This is a genomic window from Stenotrophomonas testudinis (assembly GCF_024499815.1).
GTDB lineage: Bacteria > Pseudomonadota > Gammaproteobacteria > Xanthomonadales > Xanthomonadaceae > Stenotrophomonas.
Genome location: NZ_JAMOKY010000041.1, coordinates 25,175 through 40,842 on the forward strand (window position 1 = coordinate 25,175; position 15,668 = coordinate 40,842).

Consider the following 15,668-nt stretch of genomic DNA (forward strand, 5'->3'; position numbering starts at 1 on the left):
CCAGCGCGCTGCCCAGGCAGCCGCGCGGCTTAAGCAAAAATCGGCACCAGAAATTAGATCGATTCAAGTTCCGCGTCAGTCACCGGATCAATCCAGGAGAGAGGGAGAGAAGGCAATGAAGCATTCAACTCGTAAGCACGGTCGCGACACCTTGTCGCTCGCCGTCGCGCTGGCCTTGGCCGCAGCCGTCGCGCCGACCGGCGCCGCTGCCCAGCAGGCCACCGCACAGCCGACCACCGGCGGTACCGATGCCACCACCCTGGACAGCGTCCAGGTCACCGGCTACCGCTACGCGATCGAAAAGAGCCTGCAGCAGAAGCGCGACGCCAACGCCGTGGTCGAAGTGATCACCGCCGAGGACGTCGGCAAGTTCCCGGACAAGAACGTTGCCGATTCGCTGCAGCGCGTGCCCGGCGTAGTCATCACCCGCGATGGCGGCGAAGGCAAGAGCGTCAGCGTGCGCGGCCTCGATCCGGACCTGACCCTGACCCAGTTGAACGGCAACTACATCGCCACCTCCGAAACCAATGACGAGGCCAGCCGTTCGTTCAACTACACCCTGCTGCCGTCGAACATGCTGTCCAGCGCCGAGCTGTTCAAGTCGCCGGAAGCACGCATCGACGAAGGTGGCATCGGCGGCACGGTCATCCTGCACACCCGCCGTCCGCTGGAGATGGAATCCAACTCCGGCTACGTGACCCTGGAAGGCGTGTCTTCCGACACCCACCAGGACGTCGATCCGCAGGCGTCGGCGCTGTACTCCTGGCACAGCAAGGACGAGCGCTTCGGCGTGCTGGTCGGCGTGACCCAGCAGAAGCGCACCAGCCGCACCATGGAAGTGAGCACCGAGAACTACCAGTGGTATGGCACCGACGTCGACGCCCGTGATGTCAACGGCAACGCACTCACCCAGGGCGGTATCAACTACTGGTGGGGCAACTCCGGCTTCAACGACCAGTTCGGGCACAACTACAGCGACTTCTTCATGCCCACCTCGGTGAACTTCGCCGTGAAGGAAGAGGAGCGCGAGCGCAAGGGCGGCCAGCTGACGTTCCAGTTCAAGCCGGTCGACAACCTGACCCTGACCGCCAACTACTTCCGCTTCGAGCTGGACGGCAACTATGTGCAGAACATGCTCAAGGTTCCCGAGTGGAACATGGCGCGCTACAACGGCGACGGCAACTGGGCTGGCGGCCGCCTGCTCAATGGCCTGACCTTCGACCCCAGCGGCACCGTGGTCACCGGCGCGCAGTTCGAGAAGCTGCCGGGCAAGGCCTATTACTGCAGTGAAGACGAAGCCGCAGCCGCCGGCCTGGCCCCGGGTGGCTGGGGTCCGGACGACTGCACCATTCCGACCCCGCAGCTGACCGGCAGCTACAGCCGTGAAAAGGCGCTGTCGCAGACCGCCGACCTGACCATCGACTGGGACATCAGCCCGCTGTGGAAGGCCTCCTTCAGCGGCGGCCGCACGTGGTCCGAAGGCGGCCCGTCGATGAACTTCCGCATGTCGGCCAAGCCGCGTCGCCGCGTCAATGGCGTGTGGGAATCCGGCAACCAGTACACCGCGTGGGACCTGACCGGCACCCCGACGCTGACCGTCTCGCCGAACCTGCAGGAGGTGCTGATGAATGGCATCGCCGAAGTCGACACCGGTTCGACCGATTCGTCGTGGATGCAGACCGAGGTCAAGCAGAACCACTTCCAGGCCGACGTCACCAAGATGTTCGAGAGCGGCTGGCTGGACTCGATCCAGTTCGGCGCCAAGTACCGTGACGGCAAGGTTCACCGCAACACCGGCAACACCTACTGGGTGTGCCAGGGCGCCGATCCGGCTGACTACGACAGCCGTTACCAGGCGGGCTGCGACAACACGGCCGGCATCGCCCAGCCGGGCTTCTTCCTGTCCAACCCGATCACCGGCATCGCCGGCGGCTTCAATGCCAATGTGTTCCCGGGCATCAACTACCCCGCCTACATCGATTACCTGAACACCACCTACGGCCAGTCGCACAACCGCGTCGAAGACGACTTCGTCTACAACGTCAACGAGAAGATCTACTCGGGCTACTTCCAGGCCAACTTCCGTACCGAGCGCCTGCGCGGCAACGTCGGCGTGCGCGTGGTGCGCACCGAGCAGTTCGCCCAGTCCAGCGATTCGATCGAACGCTTCAACGACTACTTCCTGGACAACGCCTCCGGCGCACCGATGTCCTGCGATGATCCGGCGGCAGCGGCCTACCCGACCTACGGCTGCGAAAGCGGCTTCGTGCGCCTGCCCGACAACCTGGCCCGCGAGAAGACCTACGAGCTGATCGGCTCGGACCGTACCTATACCGATGTGCTGCCCAGCTTCAACATCGCCTGGGACATCACCGACACGCTGGTCCTGCGTGGCGCGGCGTCGAAGGTGGTGGCTCGTCCGAGCTACACCAGCATCGCCGCACCCGGCAGCCTGAGCTACTACAGCCCCGAGTACGTCAATGACCGCCGCGTCGCCGGCGGTGCACCGACCGAGGGCTGGGCCGGCAGCGGCAGCAACAAGAACCTGGAAGCCTTCAAGGCCACCCAGTACGACCTCGGCGTGGAGTGGTACTTCATGCCGGGCGCCGTCGCCGGTGTCGGCCTGTTCCGCAAGGACATCAGCAACTTCACCGTGCCGATCGTGCGTGACGTGCAGATGGAAGTCGGCGGCGACATGGTGACAGTGCAGAACTACAGCACCCAGGCCAACGGCCGTGACGCGGTGTCGCAGGGCGTGGAAGTCTACGGCCAGTACACCTTCGACTTCGGCCTGGGCGTGCAGGCCAACTACACCTACAACGACACCAACCTGGCCTCGATCGAGCTCAACGGCGAGAACCTCGGTGCCTCGCCGCTGGTGGGCAGCGCCAAGAACCAGGCCAATCTGACGGTGTTCTACGAAACCGACCGGTTCCTGGCCCGTGCTTCGTACAACCGTCGTGGTGAAGTGGTCGGCGGCCTGGTCAACGGCATGACCCAGTACAGCGAACCGTACGACCAGCTTGATCTGAACGTGGCGTACAACTTCACCGAAGCGCTGACCTTTACCGCCTCGGTGCTCAACGCCACCAAGTCCGAGCAGCGCATCTACCTGGGCAGCGACACCCAGTCCCGCCTGATCTCGAACCTGTACTCGGGCCGCCAGATCTACTTCGGCGCGACCTACAAGTTCTAAGCCGGCACAACGGTCCTCCACGGCAGCCACGCTTTTACAGGTGGCTGCCGTTTTTTTGTAGAGCCGAGCCCATGCTCGGCTGCCGTTGATCTGCGCAAAGCGCAGCCGAGCATGGGCTCGGCTCTACAGAAAAGCGGGTTAACGCGCGGCGTCCAATGCCTTGCGCAATGCCGCCACCGTGGCGGTGCTGGTCTGGCTCCAGTCCGGGTCCAGGCCGCGCAGTACCGGGTTCTGGAACTGCATGTCCGAGCGCCGCAGGCCCTTGGCCGAGGCGTGCAGTTCGCTGCAGCCGGTGTGCCGGGCCACCGCGGCGATGTTGGCCGGGCCCAGGCCGGCACCGGCCATCACGCTGATGCGCCCCGCGGCCTGGGTGACCAGCGCGGCCAGCACCTTGCTGCCGGCCTCTGCACTGACCTGCCCGCCCGACGTCAGCACACGCTGGCAGCCGAGACCGATCACCTGCTCCAGCGCCGCGGAGAGATCGCGTGTTGCGTCGAAGGCGCGATGGAACGTGACCTGCAGCGGCCCGGCGGCCTGCACCAGCTCGCGGCACAGCGGCAGGTCGATGTCACCCTGCGCATCCAGCGCGCCGACCACCACGCCATCGCAGCCCAGTGCGCGGCACTGCGCGATGTCGCGCAGCATCAGCTCGGTTTCCAGGGCGTCGTAGTGGAAATCGCCGGCACGCGGGCGCACCAGCACGAACAGCGGAATGGACAGCCGTTCGCGGGCAATGGCGATGCTGCCGAAGGACGGCGTGGTGCCGCCTTCGGCGAGGTTGTCGAACAGTTCGATCCGGTCGGCACCACCGGCCTGCGCGGCGATCGCCGAGGCCACCGAATTGCTGGCGATCTCCAAGCCCAGGCGCACGCTCACGCCTGGGTGCTCGTGTAGATCGACGGCGAGTCGCGCAGGTCGTCCTGGCGCTGCCCGTCGCACACCGCGTAAACGAAGCCGCGATGCAACGCGTACGCGCCGACCTCGCCCTGCTTGTTCATCGCCAGGAAGCAGACCTGCAGCGTCCTGCTTGCCTCGGGGCGCTTGCGCACCACCCGGTCGATGGCCTCGCGGCAGGCCTGGGCCGGCGTGCGCCCCTGGCGCATCAGCTCGACCACCAGGAACGAGGCCGCGTTGCGTATCATTTCCTCGCCCACGCCCGAGGCCGTCGCCGCGCCGACCTCGTTGTCCACGTACAGGCCGGCACCGATGATCGGACTGTCGCCGACGCGGCCGTGCAGCTTCCAGGCCATGCCACTGGTGGTGCAGGCGCCAGCGAGGTTGCCCTTGGCATCCAGTGCCAGCATGCCGATGGTGTCGTGGTTGTCACTGTTGCCGGGGATGCCGCGGCGCTCGGCGTTGATCTGCGGCTGGTACTTCTCGGTCTTCAGCCACTCGCGCCACGCCGCCTCGGCCCGCGGCGTCAGCAGGTGCTGGCGCTCGAAGCCCTGCTGCACCGCGAACTGCTGCGCGCCCTCGCCCACCAGCAGAACGTGCGGGCTGTTCTCCATCACTTTGCGGGCCACCGATACCGGGTGCAGGATGTCGACCAGCGCGGCGACCGCACCACATCGGCCATCGCCGTCCATGATGCTGGCGTCCAGGCTCAGCACGCCGTCGCGATCCGGGTTGCCGCAATGGCCGACGGTGGGATTGCACAGCTCGCTCTCGGCCCAGCGCGCACCGGCCTCAACCGCGTCCAGCGCGCTGCCGCCGTTGGCCAGTACCTTCCATGCCGCCTGGTTGGCCGGCACGCCGAAATCCCAGGTTGAAACGACTTTCGCCCCGCCCTGCCCGCGCGCCTGCACGCCCGGCAAAGCCGCCATGCCTGCGGCCAGTGCTCCGGCCTGAAGGAACTGCCTGCGATCCACCATATCCGCCTCCGTCGTCCGTCCGGCCGTCGGCAGGCTGCCGGCAGCCCTTGCTGTTGTTCTTATGCCGGCGTGCGTGCCGCGTGCCAGACCGCCGCGCCGAGTACGCCCAGCTGGCCGTGCTCGACGCGCCACACCGGCACCTGGCGCAGCACGTCGGTCAGCACGCCCTTATTGAGGAAGCGCTCGCGGAAGCGGCCATCGGCAAGGAAATCCTGCACGTGCGCGGAGATGCCACCGGCCAGATAGACCGAGCGCGCGCCCACGGCGATCGCCGCGTCGCCGGCCAGGCTGCCCAGCCATGCGCAGAACACCTGCAGGGTCTCCACCGCCACCGCATCTTCGCCGCTGCGTGCCGCGCCGATCAGCGCCTCGGTGCTGGTCCACTGCGGGGTCGCGCCGCGCAGCTCGCACAGGCACGGGTAGAGGTTCATCAGGCCACTGCCGGACAGCACGCGCTCGTTGTCCACGTGCGGCCAGCGCTGCAGCAGCTGGCCCAGCACCTGCAGTTCCAGCGCGTTGCCGGCGCCCAGCGCGGCGTGGCCGATCTCGCTGGCCAGCACCGGGCGATCGCCGTCGGCAAAGCGCAGCGCCGCACCCAGGCCGGTCCCCGCGCCCAGCACCAGCGCCGGGAACGCCTGCGCCGGATCGGCATCGCCGTTCAACGGCACCAGGGTGTCGGCCTGCAGGCAGGGAATGGCCAGCGCCACCGCTTCGAAATCGTTGATCAGCTGCAGTTCCTGCAACCCGGACTGCGCGCGGGTGATCGACAGCGAGACCGTCCACGGCAGGTTGGCGTTTATCAGCACATCGCCATCGAGCAGGCCGGCAATCGCCACCACGGCGGTGCTGACCGGCTGGCCGAGACTGGCAGTGAAGTCGGCGAGGATCGCGGCCAGGCTCGGATGATCGGCGCAGGCGTAGGTGCGGTAGCTGCCCAGTCGCGGGGTCTGCCCCGGCGTGGTCTCGGCCAGGGCCAGACGGGCAAAGGTGCCGCCGACGTCGGCCACCACCAGGCTGCGCGGATCATTGCCGTGGGGGGCACCGCTGCCAGCGGAAGGGCTGGCCAGATCGGAAAGTACCGGGGACGCTGCTGCAACGTTCACACTGGCCTGCTTGAATCGATTGAATCGTGTCGATTCTCAGGCATTGAACGCGCTTTGCCAACGCTGCGGGACCCGGGTGCAGCGAACCTGCACCCGGCCCGGCCGCATCAGGGCTGAGCCGTCTGCAGGCTGTAGCGGGTGGTGGCGGTGAACACCGTGCCGTCGGGCTGGGTCGAGCGCACCTCGACCTTGTGGCTGCCCACCTCGAGGTTGGTCGGCAGCGCGCCACGCCACAGGTGCGGCGATGCGGTGGCTTCCGGCGAACGATCATAGCCGCGCAGGGCGTCGGCCGTGTCATCGGCCACGTTCTCCACCAGCAGGCGCGGGTCAGGCTGGCTGACCTGCTTCATCGGCTGCCAGGCACCGCCGTCAACGCGGAACTCGACCACGCTGGTGTCTTCGCCCATGTACACGTTGGCGTACACGCCCCATGCCGGGTAGGCACCCTGGCGCAGCACCTTCGGCGCATGCAGGCCGATCTGGTCGCTGGCCGGGGCACCGGCCACGCGGTACTGCAGGCGGTAGCTGCCGTTGCCGGCCACGTCCAGCAGCGCGTAGCCCTTCGGCGTGCCATCGCTCATGGTGCTGTCCGGCACGCCCGCGGCATTCTTCACGCCCGACCAGAACGCGCCGCAGTTGGCACCGACGTTGTACTCGTGCAGCGGCTTCTCACCCTGCCAGCCCTCGGCCTTGCCGTGGTAGACATGCTGCTGGGTGTGGCTGTGGCCGCTCAGCACCAGCACGTTGCGGAAGTCCTTGAGCAGGTCGAACAGGCGCTGGCGGTCGGCGTGGCGGAAGGTCTCGCGACCCGGCGCGGCGTCGAACAGCGGGATGTGCATGCCCAGCACCAGCAGGCGGTCCTTGCGCAGGCCCTTCAGGTAGCCGGCCAGGAAGGCGAACTGGTCCTCGCGCAGGCCACCGACGTACTTCGGCTTGGCGTTGGGGTCGTAGACCACGTCATCGAGGAACACGAAGCTGGCACCGCCCTCTTCCACCGCGTAGGTGTCCGGGCCGTAGACGTTGCGCCAGCTGTCCAGCGAGTGGTCGTCGTTGGCGGCATCGACATCCAGGTCGTGGTTGCCCGGCACATGGAACCACGGCACGCCCAGTTCGGTGGTGACCTTGTTGATGGCCGGGTACAGGCTCAGGTCGTCGTTGACGATGTCGCCGAGGGTGGTGCCCAGGCGCGCCTTGGTCTGGCCCACCAGTGGCGCCACGATGGACTGCTGGTAGTAGCCAATGTCCTTCAGGGTGGCGGTCTGCGAATCGGTGAAGACCAGCATCTGGAAGCCGCGGCGGCTGTCATGGCGGTCGGACTGCAGGGCGAAATCCCAGCCACGGTCGGCCGCGCCGGTGGCGGGGATGCCGCCGTACTTCAGCGCCGGCGAACCGGTCGGGCGGTAGTGGCGCCAGAACGTCGGCAGGCCGTCGGCCGCCTTCGGGAAGTTGTAGGCATCGGGCTTGATGACGAACACGGTCTGCCCGTCGCGCACCGGCAGGCTGTAGCTGCCGTCAGCGGCGGTCTTGACGATGGTTTCGCCGTTGGAGACCTGCACGCCGGCCAGGCCCGGATCGGTCGCGCCGCGACCTGGCCTGCCGTCGCGTTCGAGATAGACCTTGCCACTGACCACCGTGTCGGCGGCCCAGGCCGGCGAAGTCAGCAACAGGCAGCACAGCCAGGCGGCGGGCAGTTTCATGGGGGCGGTCCGGGAAAGAAAGACCGCCCATTGTAGATTCCGTTGATGACATCACGCACGCGGTGTCGCATGGCCCTGTAGAGCCGAGCCCGTGCTCGGCTGGCTTGAAGCTCCAGAGCAGCCGAGCATGGGCTCGGCTCTACAAACCCCTTAACGGTGGCGCATTTCCAGCACATCGCGGGCGTCCTGCAGCGACAGCCCGCGCGCGCGCAGCAGCACCAGCAGGTGATACAGCAGGTCGGCCGATTCGCCCAGCAGGGCCTCATCGTCCTGCGCCACCGCGGCCAGCGCGGTTTCCACGCCCTCCTCGCCCACCTTCTGCGCGATGCGGCGGATGCCCCCTTCGAACAGCGAGGTGGTGTAACTGCCCGGCGGACGCTGCGTTTCGCGCACAGCCACCAGCTGGCCCAAGCCACCGAGGAAGTCCTTCGGCGCGCCATCGAAGCAGCTTTCAGCACCGGTGTGGCAGGTCGGGCCGGCCGGACGTGCCAGCACCAGCACGGTATCTGCATCGCAGTCCACGCTGATCGACTGCACCGCCAGCACGTGGCCGGACTGCTCGCCCTTGGTCCACAGGCGATGCTTGCTGCGGCTGTAGAAGGTCATGTGCCCGGTCACCTGGGTGATGTGCAGCGACTCGGCGTTGACATAACCCAGCATCAGCACCTGCAACGTGTCGGCATCCTGGACCACGGCCGGCAGCAGGCCATCGCCCTTCGCCCAGTCCAGCGATTCCAGCGCCTGCGGCGAAGGGCGTACTTCAATAGACATCTCGAACCTCGATCTGCTGTTCGCGCAGGTAGCGCTTCAAATCCGCAATGGCGATGGCGCCGCTGTGGAACACGCTGGCAGCCAGCGCGCCATCCACATCGGCCTGGTCGAAGGCCTGGGCGAAATGCTCCATCGCACCGGCACCACCGGAGGCGATGAGCGGCACGTTGCACAGCGCTCTGACCTGGCGCAGCTGCTCCACATCGTAGCCACGGCGCACGCCGTCGCTGTCCATGCAGTTCAGTACGATCTCACCGGCACCGCGGCGCTGCGCCTCGACGATCCAGTCCAGCGTGCGCAGCGGCACGGCCTGGGTCTTGCTCGGGTCACCGGTGAAGCGACGAACCCGCCATTGGCCATCGTCCTCGCGCACCGAATCGACGCCGACCACCACGCACTGCACGCCGAACTCTTCGGCCAGTTCAGTGATCAGTTCCGGGCGACCCAGGGCCGGCGAATTGATCGACACCTTGTCAGCACCCGCAAACAGCACCCGGCGCGCGGTGTCCACGCTGTCGATGCCACCGGCCACGCAGAACGGGATGTCGATCAGGCGCGCGATGCGCTCGATCCAGGCCACGTCCACCGAACGTGCCTCGGGGCTGGCGCCGATGTCATAGAACACCAGCTCGTCGGCGCCCTGGTCGCGGTAGCGCTGGGCCAGCTCTGCGATGTCGCCCATGTCCACGTGGTCGCGGAAGCGCACGCCCTTGACCACACGGCCATCGCGCACGTCCAGGCAGGGAATGATGCGGCGGCTCAGCATGCCAGTGCCTCGCCCAGGTCCATGCGCTGTTCCAGCAGCGCCTTGCCGAGGATGGCACCGCCGCACCCGGCAGCGCGTGCCTCAGCCACGTCGGCGACGTCACGGATGCCACCGGATGCCTGCACCGCCACACCCGGCAGCAGCGCCGACAGGTGCGTGTAGAGGCTGATGTTGGGGCCGGCCAGCATGCCGTCGCGGGCAATGTCGGTGCACAGCAGGTGGCGCATGCCGGCGCGCGCGTAGCGCTGGGCCAGGTCATCCAGGGTCACCCCGGCATTCTCGGTCCAGCCGTGCACCGGCAGCTGCCACTGGCCCTGCGCGTCCTGGCGGGCGTCGAGGGCAATGGTGATGCGTTCGGCGCCGAACTCCTCCAGCCAGCCCAGCACTTCGTCGGGGCGGCGCACGGCCAGCGAGCCGACCACCACGCGGTTGGCACCGGCATCGAGGATGCGCGCCACGTCATCACGGCCACGCACGCCGCCGCCGGTCTGCACCTGCAGCGAGGTGTTCTGACGGATCGCCGCCAGCAACGGGGCCAGGGTGTAGCCGCCGGCGCGTGCAGCGTCCAGGTCGACCAGGTGCATCCACTGCGCGCCCTGCGCGGCAAACGCCTGCGCGCGCGGCAGCGGATCGTCGCCGTAGGAGGTTTCCTGCGCGTAGTCGCCCTGGCGCAGGCGCACCACGCGGCCTTCGCGGATATCCAGTGCGGGGTAGACGGTGAAACTCATGCAGCAGTGCCCTCGAGGAAATTGCGCAGCATCAGCGAACCGGTATCGCCGGAACGCTCGGGGTGGAACTGGGCGCCGAAATAGCGGCCCTGCTCGATCACGGCGGTGAACAGGCCACCGTGGTCACAGGCGGCGACGGTATGGGCGTTCAGCGGCGCGGCATAGCTGTGCACGAAATACGCGCTGGAACGGTCCGGCACGCCCTGCAGCAGCAGCGACGGGCGCAGCGCCAGCAGCCGGTTCCAGCCCATGTGCGGCACGCGGATGCCACAGGCGGGCACCAGCTTGCGCACCGTGCCGGGAATCAGGCCCAGCGCATCCACGCCGGTCTCTTCGGAACGCTCGAACAGCAGCTGCATGCCCAGGCAGATGCCCATCAGCGGCACCTCCAGGCGGCGCAGCGGTTCAACCAGACCCTGCGCATGCAGGCGCTGCATGCCCGGTGCGGCCGCCCCGACGCCGGGCAGGATCACCCGCTGTGCGCCGACCAGGCCCTCGGCATCGCGTACCAGTCGCACGTTCGCGCCCAGCCGCTCCAGCGCGTAGCGCACCGAACCGAGGTTGGCACCGCCGGCATCGATCAGTGCAACCTCGCTCACAGCGCCCCCTTGGTGGTCGGCAGCGCGGTGCCCTGCCGGGCCAGCGCCGGTCGCAGTGCACGCGCCAGTGCCTTGAAGCAGGCTTCCACCTTGTGGTGGTCGTTGTCGCCGCGCACCTGCAGGTTGAGGTTCAGGCCGCTGGCATCGCACAGCGAACGGAAGAAGTGCGGCACCAGTTCGGTCGGCATGTCGCCCACGCGCTCGCGCTTGAACTCGCCTTCGAACACGAAATACGGCCGGCCGCTGAAATCCAGCGCAGCGCTGGCCAGGGTCTCGTCCATCGGCAGGGTGAAGCCATAGCGGCCGATGCCGCGCTTGTCACCCAGCGCCTCGCGCAGCGCCTGGCCCAGGGCCAGCCCAGTGTCTTCGATGGTGTGGTGTTCGTCGATGTGCAGGTCACCCTCGGCCTGGATGTCCAGGGCGAAGCCGCCGTGCTTGCCGATCTGCTCCAGCATGTGGTCGAAGAACGGCAGGCCGGTGGAAACGTGCGCGTCACCGGCGCGATCCAGGTCCAGTTCGACGCGGATCTTCGTTTCCTTGGTATTGCGCTGGACCACGGCGGTGCGCGGTGCATCGGCCAGGGCGTGGGCGATGCCCGCCCAGTCCCACTCGCCACCGAACTGTTCGGTGCGCAGCTGGAAACCACGGATGTTGAGGTTGTCGGCGAACTGCAGGTCGGTGATGCGGTCGCCGACCATGCCCGATCGCGCCCAGTCGATGCTGCGGTCCTGCAGGTAGGCGGTCATCAGGCCGATGCCCGGCTTGCGGGTGGGCGCGTTGTCCTGCGGCCAGCTGCAGTCCACCAGCACATCACGGAAGCTGATGCCCTGGCTTTCGAAGATCTGCAGCATCAGGTCGTTGGGGCCATCGAAGCTGGCGCGCGGGTAGCTTTCGCTGCCCAAGCCGTCCTGGTTGGTGACGATGACGAACTGGTAGCCGGCGTCGCGCAGCTTCAGCAGCGCAGGGATCACCTGCGGCACGAAGCGCAGCTTCTCGTAGGTGTCGATCTGGAAGTCGGCCGGCTCCTCGATGAGGGTGCCGTCGCGGTCGATGAACAGGATGGGGGTCATGCAGCAGCCCTCCGGGCCGACAGTGCCGCGAGCACGCGGTCGTTTTCTTCGGGGCTGCCGATGCTGATGCGCAGGGCATCGCCCAGCTGCGGTGCGGCGCGCTGGTCACGCACCACCACGCCGGCGGCCAGCAGCGTATCGAACGCGGCCTGCGCATCGGCGAAGCGGACCAGCAGGTAGTTGCCGGACGAGCGGTACACGCGGCGCACGCCGGGCAGGCCCGGCAACGCGGCGAACAAACGGTCGCGCTCGGCGATGACCGTGGCCACGCGCTCGGCGGTACGGGCCAACGCGGCCGAGCGCAGCGCCTGCACGGCCAACTCGGCACACGGCGTCGGCACCGGGTACGGCGCCTGGCAGCGACGCAGCACGGCAATCAGTTCCGGCGCGGCGATGAGAGTGCCAATGCGCGCCGCAGCCAGTGCATGCGCTTTCGACAGCGTGCGCAGCACGGCGAGGTTGGCGTGCGCGGCCAGCAGTGTGGTGGCCGACACACGCTGCGCGTACTCGACGTAGGCCTCATCGACCACCACCAGGGCCTGCCCGCGCAGCGCGGTGGCCACGCGTTCAATTTCGGCCAGGCCGATATCGCTGCCGGCCGGGTTGGACGGCGCACACAGGAACACCAGCTTGGCGCCCTGCGCGTGTGCCGTGCCGATGACCGCGTCGAGATCGGGGCGCAGGCCGTCTTCGCCATCGACCAGCGGCACATCGATCAACGGCGCACCCTGCAGGCGCGCACAGACCGCGTACATGCCGAACACCGGCGAGGTCACCAGCACACCGTCGCGGCCGGGCACGCACAGGGCGCGCACCAGCAGGTCGATGGCTTCATCACTGCCCCGCCCGACCAGCAGCTGCTGCGGCTGCACGCCGTACAGCGCAGCCAGTCCTTCGCGCAGCGCCAGCGGCTGCGGCTCGGGGTAGCGTCGGCTGCTGCCGGCGCTGTCGGCGGGATTGGCCCAGGCCGATTCGTTGGCGTTCAACCAGACCTCGCCCTGCACGGTCGCACTACGCGCCGAGCTGTAGCCGGCGAAGGCCCGCAGGTCCGGGCGCACCAGCGCCAGCACGTCATCGATGACGGCGCTCATGCGGCAGCCTCCATGCGCAGCGCCACGGCACGCTCATGCGCGTCGAGGCCTTCGGCGCTGGCGATGATGCGCGCGCAGCCGCCGATCGCGGCCAGGCCTTCGGCGCTGGCGCTCTGCACGCTGATCAGATTCTGGAAGCTGGCGACGCTGACGCCGCTGTAGGCACGCGCGGCACCGGCGGTGGGCAGCACGTGGTTGGTGCCGCTGCAGTAGTCGCCCAGTGCTTCGGGGGTGTAATCGCCGAGGAACACCGAGCCCGCGGCCTGCACCTGGCCCAGCCAGTCACGCGGTGCGCGCAGGGCGAGGATCAGGTGCTCGGGTGCGTAGCGGTTGCTGATCGCGAAGGCGTCTGCCAGCGCGTCGACCTGGATCAGGCGCGAGGCCGACAGGGCCTGGCGAGCGATCTCCTGGCGCGGCAGCAGCGCGACCTGACGCTCCACTTCCGCTTCGACCGCCGCCAGCATCGCCGCATCGTCGGTCAGCAGCAGCACCTGCGAATCCGGGCCGTGCTCGGCCTGCGACAGCAGGTCAGCAGCCACGAACGCCGGATTGGCACCGGCATCGGCGATGACCAGCACTTCCGAAGGTCCAGCCGGCATGTCGATGGCGGCGGCGCCGTCCTGGGCGACCTGCTGCTTGGCTTCGGTGACGAAACTGTTGCCCGGCCCGAACAGCTTGTCGCAGGCCGGAATGCTTGCCGTGCCGTAGGCCATCGCGGCGATGGCCTGGGCACCGCCCAGCTTGAACACGCGCTGCACGCCGGTCAGGCGCGCGGCCACCAGCACCGCAGGATCGGCCGTGCCATCGGCGCGCGGCGGCGTGCACAGCACGACCTGCGGGCAACCGGCCAGCTGCGCCGGCACGCCCAGCATCAGCGCAGTGGACGGCAGTGGTGCGCTGCCGGCGGGCACGTACAGGCCGACGCGGGCGATCGGCCGCAGCATGCGTTCGCAGACCACGCCGGGCGCGGTTTCCACCGCATAGCCCTTGCCCATGCCGGCTTCGTGGAAGCGCGTGATGCGCGCGGCGGCTTCGACCATGGCCTGGCGCAGTTCGGCCGGCACGGCGGCTTCGGCTGCAGAAAATTCAGCGTCGCTGACTTCAAACGAGGCAAGTTCGACGCGATCGAACCGGGACGTGATCGCACGCAGCGCCTCGTCGCCCTGCGCCCGCACCTGCGCGATCAGCGCGGCCACGGCATCACGGGTCCGCTGCGCCACGGTCTGCACCGGGCGGGTCAGCGCCGCGCTGCGGGCGGCTCCATCGAGTTGTGACCAGATCAGACGATTCATGCCAGCGATCGCTCCACGCTCAGTACCATCAGGCCCTGTGCGCCGGCGCGCTCCAGTTCTTCCATGCGCTGCCAGGTCAGCGGACCCGGGCACATGGTCTGCAGGCGCAGTGCACCGCCATCTGCAGGCAATCGCACCAGCGGTTCGGCATCGGCCAGCAGCTGCGCCAGCGCATCCACGCGGTCCTCGCTGGCGCGGAACATCAGCAGCTTGCGATCCTGCTTCTGCACCACGCCGTCCAGGCGCCGCAACAGCATGCTGCGCAGCCCGGCGCGGGCGTCGTCCGGCACGCGCACCGCACCGGCCAGCACCGCTTCGCTATCCAGCAGGTTGTGCACCGGGGTGAGCTGGTTGGCGCGCAGGGTGGCGCCGCTGGAGACCAGGTCGCAGATCAGTTCAGCGGTGCCCAGACGCGGGGCGATTTCCACCGAGCCGGAGAGTTCAACCACCTGTGCGTCCACGCCCTGCTCGGCCAGCCACTGCTTGAGGATGGCCGGGTAGCTGGTGGCGATGCGGGTGCCGGCCAGCTGCGCCGGGCCTTCCCACTGCCATTCCTCGGGCACGGCCAGCATCAGCCGGCACTGGCCGAAGCCCAGCCCGCGCAGGGCCTGGTAGGCGTCGGGCAGGCCGATCTGGCGGCGTGCGGCGGCCTGCTCGTCCAGTTCGTTGCGGCCGACGATGCCGAGGTCGCAGACACCGTCGGCGATCAGGCCGGGAATGTCGTCGTCGCGCACCAGCAGCAGGTCCACCGGCAGCGATTCGCCGTAGCAGAACAGCTTGTCGCGGCTTTCGCGCCAGCTCAGGCCGCAGGCGCTGAGCAGGTTGCGGGCGGGTTCGGCCAGACGGCCACTCTTCTGGATGGCGATACGCAGCCGGTCACGTGCCGGCGCTGCCTGGGTTGCACTCATGGGGGAGGTCTCTAAGTTCGGAACGGGGCGCGGATCAGCGCGAAGCAAGGCGGTCGACGGCGGCGGCATAGCCTCGATGGCCATGCTCGAGGGTGCGTGCCACCCGTCCGGTGGTGGTCACGCTGACGCCGGTGCGTTCGTGGATCTCGCGGTAGGGCACGCCCTGCTGGAGCAGGGGGACGACCTTCCAGCGGTCGGCCATGGCTTCAAGCTCGGCCGGGGTGCAGAGGTCTTGCAGGAAGGCGAGCACCTGATCGGGTTCGCGCAGCGCGGCAAAGGCCTGGGCCAGGGAGTCGAGGTCGGCCTGGGGGTCTTTGGCAGCGATGTCGGGGCGGGCTTTCACGGGGAGGATTTTGCATCAATGTAATAGCGTGTTAGTACATTAATGCATTCTTGCGCGGTGCGTCAAATTTGGGGTTGGGGGCTTGGCAGGGCTGCCGCCCTGCACCCGCACAGCCGGAGCAACGGCAAAAGCTGGGCTACTGAGGGTTGGCGGGGAGGGTCCGGTTGAGGGGGACGCTGCAAGTACGTCCCTGTAAGCTCGGTCGCCGCATCCATGCGGCTCACGCCCCCTCA

At 68.2% G+C, this 15,668-nt stretch carries 14 protein-coding genes; 1 reads left to right on the forward strand and 13 read right to left on the reverse strand.

Annotation, left to right across the window (positions count from 1 at the left end):
* Positions 1-115: 115 nt before the first annotated feature.
* Positions 116-3,196 (forward strand): TonB-dependent receptor, encoded by a 3,081-nt coding sequence (locus NQ204_RS16885; protein ID WP_116864828.1) that lies wholly within the window; start codon positions 116-118, stop codon positions 3,194-3,196.
* 138 nt (positions 3,197-3,334) lie between these two features.
* Here NQ204_RS16885 and NQ204_RS16890 read toward each other — a convergent pair whose 3' ends face one another.
* The 13 genes from NQ204_RS16890 to NQ204_RS16950 form a co-directional block, all read right to left on the reverse strand.
* Positions 3,335-4,072, reverse strand: coding sequence for a copper homeostasis protein CutC (locus NQ204_RS16890; protein ID WP_116864829.1), 738 nt, complete (start codon positions 4,070-4,072; stop codon positions 3,335-3,337).
* Positions 4,069-5,067 (reverse strand): glycosylasparaginase, encoded by a 999-nt coding sequence (locus NQ204_RS16895; RefSeq protein ID WP_116864830.1) that lies wholly within the window; start codon positions 5,065-5,067, stop codon positions 4,069-4,071. The genes NQ204_RS16890 and NQ204_RS16895 overlap by 4 nt, the downstream gene beginning before the upstream one ends.
* A gap of 59 nt (positions 5,068-5,126) precedes the next feature.
* Entirely contained in the window at positions 5,127-6,170 is a 1,044-nt protein-coding gene (locus tag NQ204_RS16900; RefSeq protein ID WP_116864831.1) for a glucokinase, read from the reverse strand.
* Between the two features lie 107 nt (positions 6,171-6,277).
* Positions 6,278-7,867 (reverse strand): calcineurin-like phosphoesterase C-terminal domain-containing protein, encoded by a 1,590-nt coding sequence (locus tag NQ204_RS16905; RefSeq protein WP_256644484.1) that lies wholly within the window; start codon positions 7,865-7,867, stop codon positions 6,278-6,280.
* A gap of 150 nt (positions 7,868-8,017) precedes the next feature.
* Complete coding sequence (hisIE, locus tag NQ204_RS16910; protein ID WP_256644485.1) at positions 8,018-8,638, reverse strand: bifunctional phosphoribosyl-AMP cyclohydrolase/phosphoribosyl-ATP diphosphatase HisIE; 621 nt, start codon at positions 8,636-8,638, stop codon at positions 8,018-8,020.
* Positions 8,628-9,404 carry an imidazole glycerol phosphate synthase subunit HisF gene (hisF, locus tag NQ204_RS16915; RefSeq protein ID WP_116864834.1) on the reverse strand — a complete coding sequence of 259 codons (777 nt, stop codon included), beginning with the start codon at positions 9,402-9,404 and terminating at the stop codon, positions 8,628-8,630. Before hisF ends, hisIE begins: the two co-directional genes overlap by 11 nt.
* Positions 9,398-10,132: a 1-(5-phosphoribosyl)-5-[(5-phosphoribosylamino)methylideneamino]imidazole-4-carboxamide isomerase gene (gene hisA / locus NQ204_RS16920; protein ID WP_256644486.1), complete on the reverse strand. Its 735-nt coding sequence runs from the start codon at positions 10,130-10,132 to the stop codon at positions 9,398-9,400. The genes hisF and hisA overlap by 7 nt, the downstream gene beginning before the upstream one ends.
* Positions 10,129-10,731 (reverse strand): imidazole glycerol phosphate synthase subunit HisH, encoded by a 603-nt coding sequence (hisH, locus tag NQ204_RS16925; protein ID WP_108768703.1) that lies wholly within the window; start codon positions 10,729-10,731, stop codon positions 10,129-10,131. Before hisH ends, hisA begins: the two co-directional genes overlap by 4 nt.
* Positions 10,728-11,801: a bifunctional histidinol-phosphatase/imidazoleglycerol-phosphate dehydratase HisB gene (gene hisB / locus NQ204_RS16930; protein ID WP_256644487.1), complete on the reverse strand. Its 1,074-nt coding sequence runs from the start codon at positions 11,799-11,801 to the stop codon at positions 10,728-10,730. The genes hisH and hisB overlap by 4 nt, the downstream gene beginning before the upstream one ends.
* The gene (hisC, locus tag NQ204_RS16935) at positions 11,798-12,892 is read right to left on the reverse strand and encodes a histidinol-phosphate transaminase (protein WP_116864838.1); all 1,095 of its coding nucleotides are present in this window, start codon (positions 12,890-12,892) and stop codon (positions 11,798-11,800) included. The genes hisB and hisC overlap by 4 nt, the downstream gene beginning before the upstream one ends.
* Positions 12,889-14,184, reverse strand: a complete 1,296-nt coding sequence (gene hisD / locus NQ204_RS16940; protein WP_256644488.1) for a histidinol dehydrogenase — start codon at positions 14,182-14,184, stop codon at positions 12,889-12,891. The genes hisC and hisD overlap by 4 nt, the downstream gene beginning before the upstream one ends.
* Positions 14,181-15,092: an ATP phosphoribosyltransferase gene (gene hisG / locus NQ204_RS16945; protein WP_079221702.1), complete on the reverse strand. Its 912-nt coding sequence runs from the start codon at positions 15,090-15,092 to the stop codon at positions 14,181-14,183. The genes hisD and hisG overlap by 4 nt, the downstream gene beginning before the upstream one ends.
* 34 nt (positions 15,093-15,126) lie before the next feature.
* Positions 15,127-15,435, reverse strand: coding sequence for a YerC/YecD family TrpR-related protein (locus NQ204_RS16950; RefSeq protein WP_256644489.1), 309 nt, complete (start codon positions 15,433-15,435; stop codon positions 15,127-15,129).
* Positions 15,436-15,668: the final 233 nt, after the last annotated feature.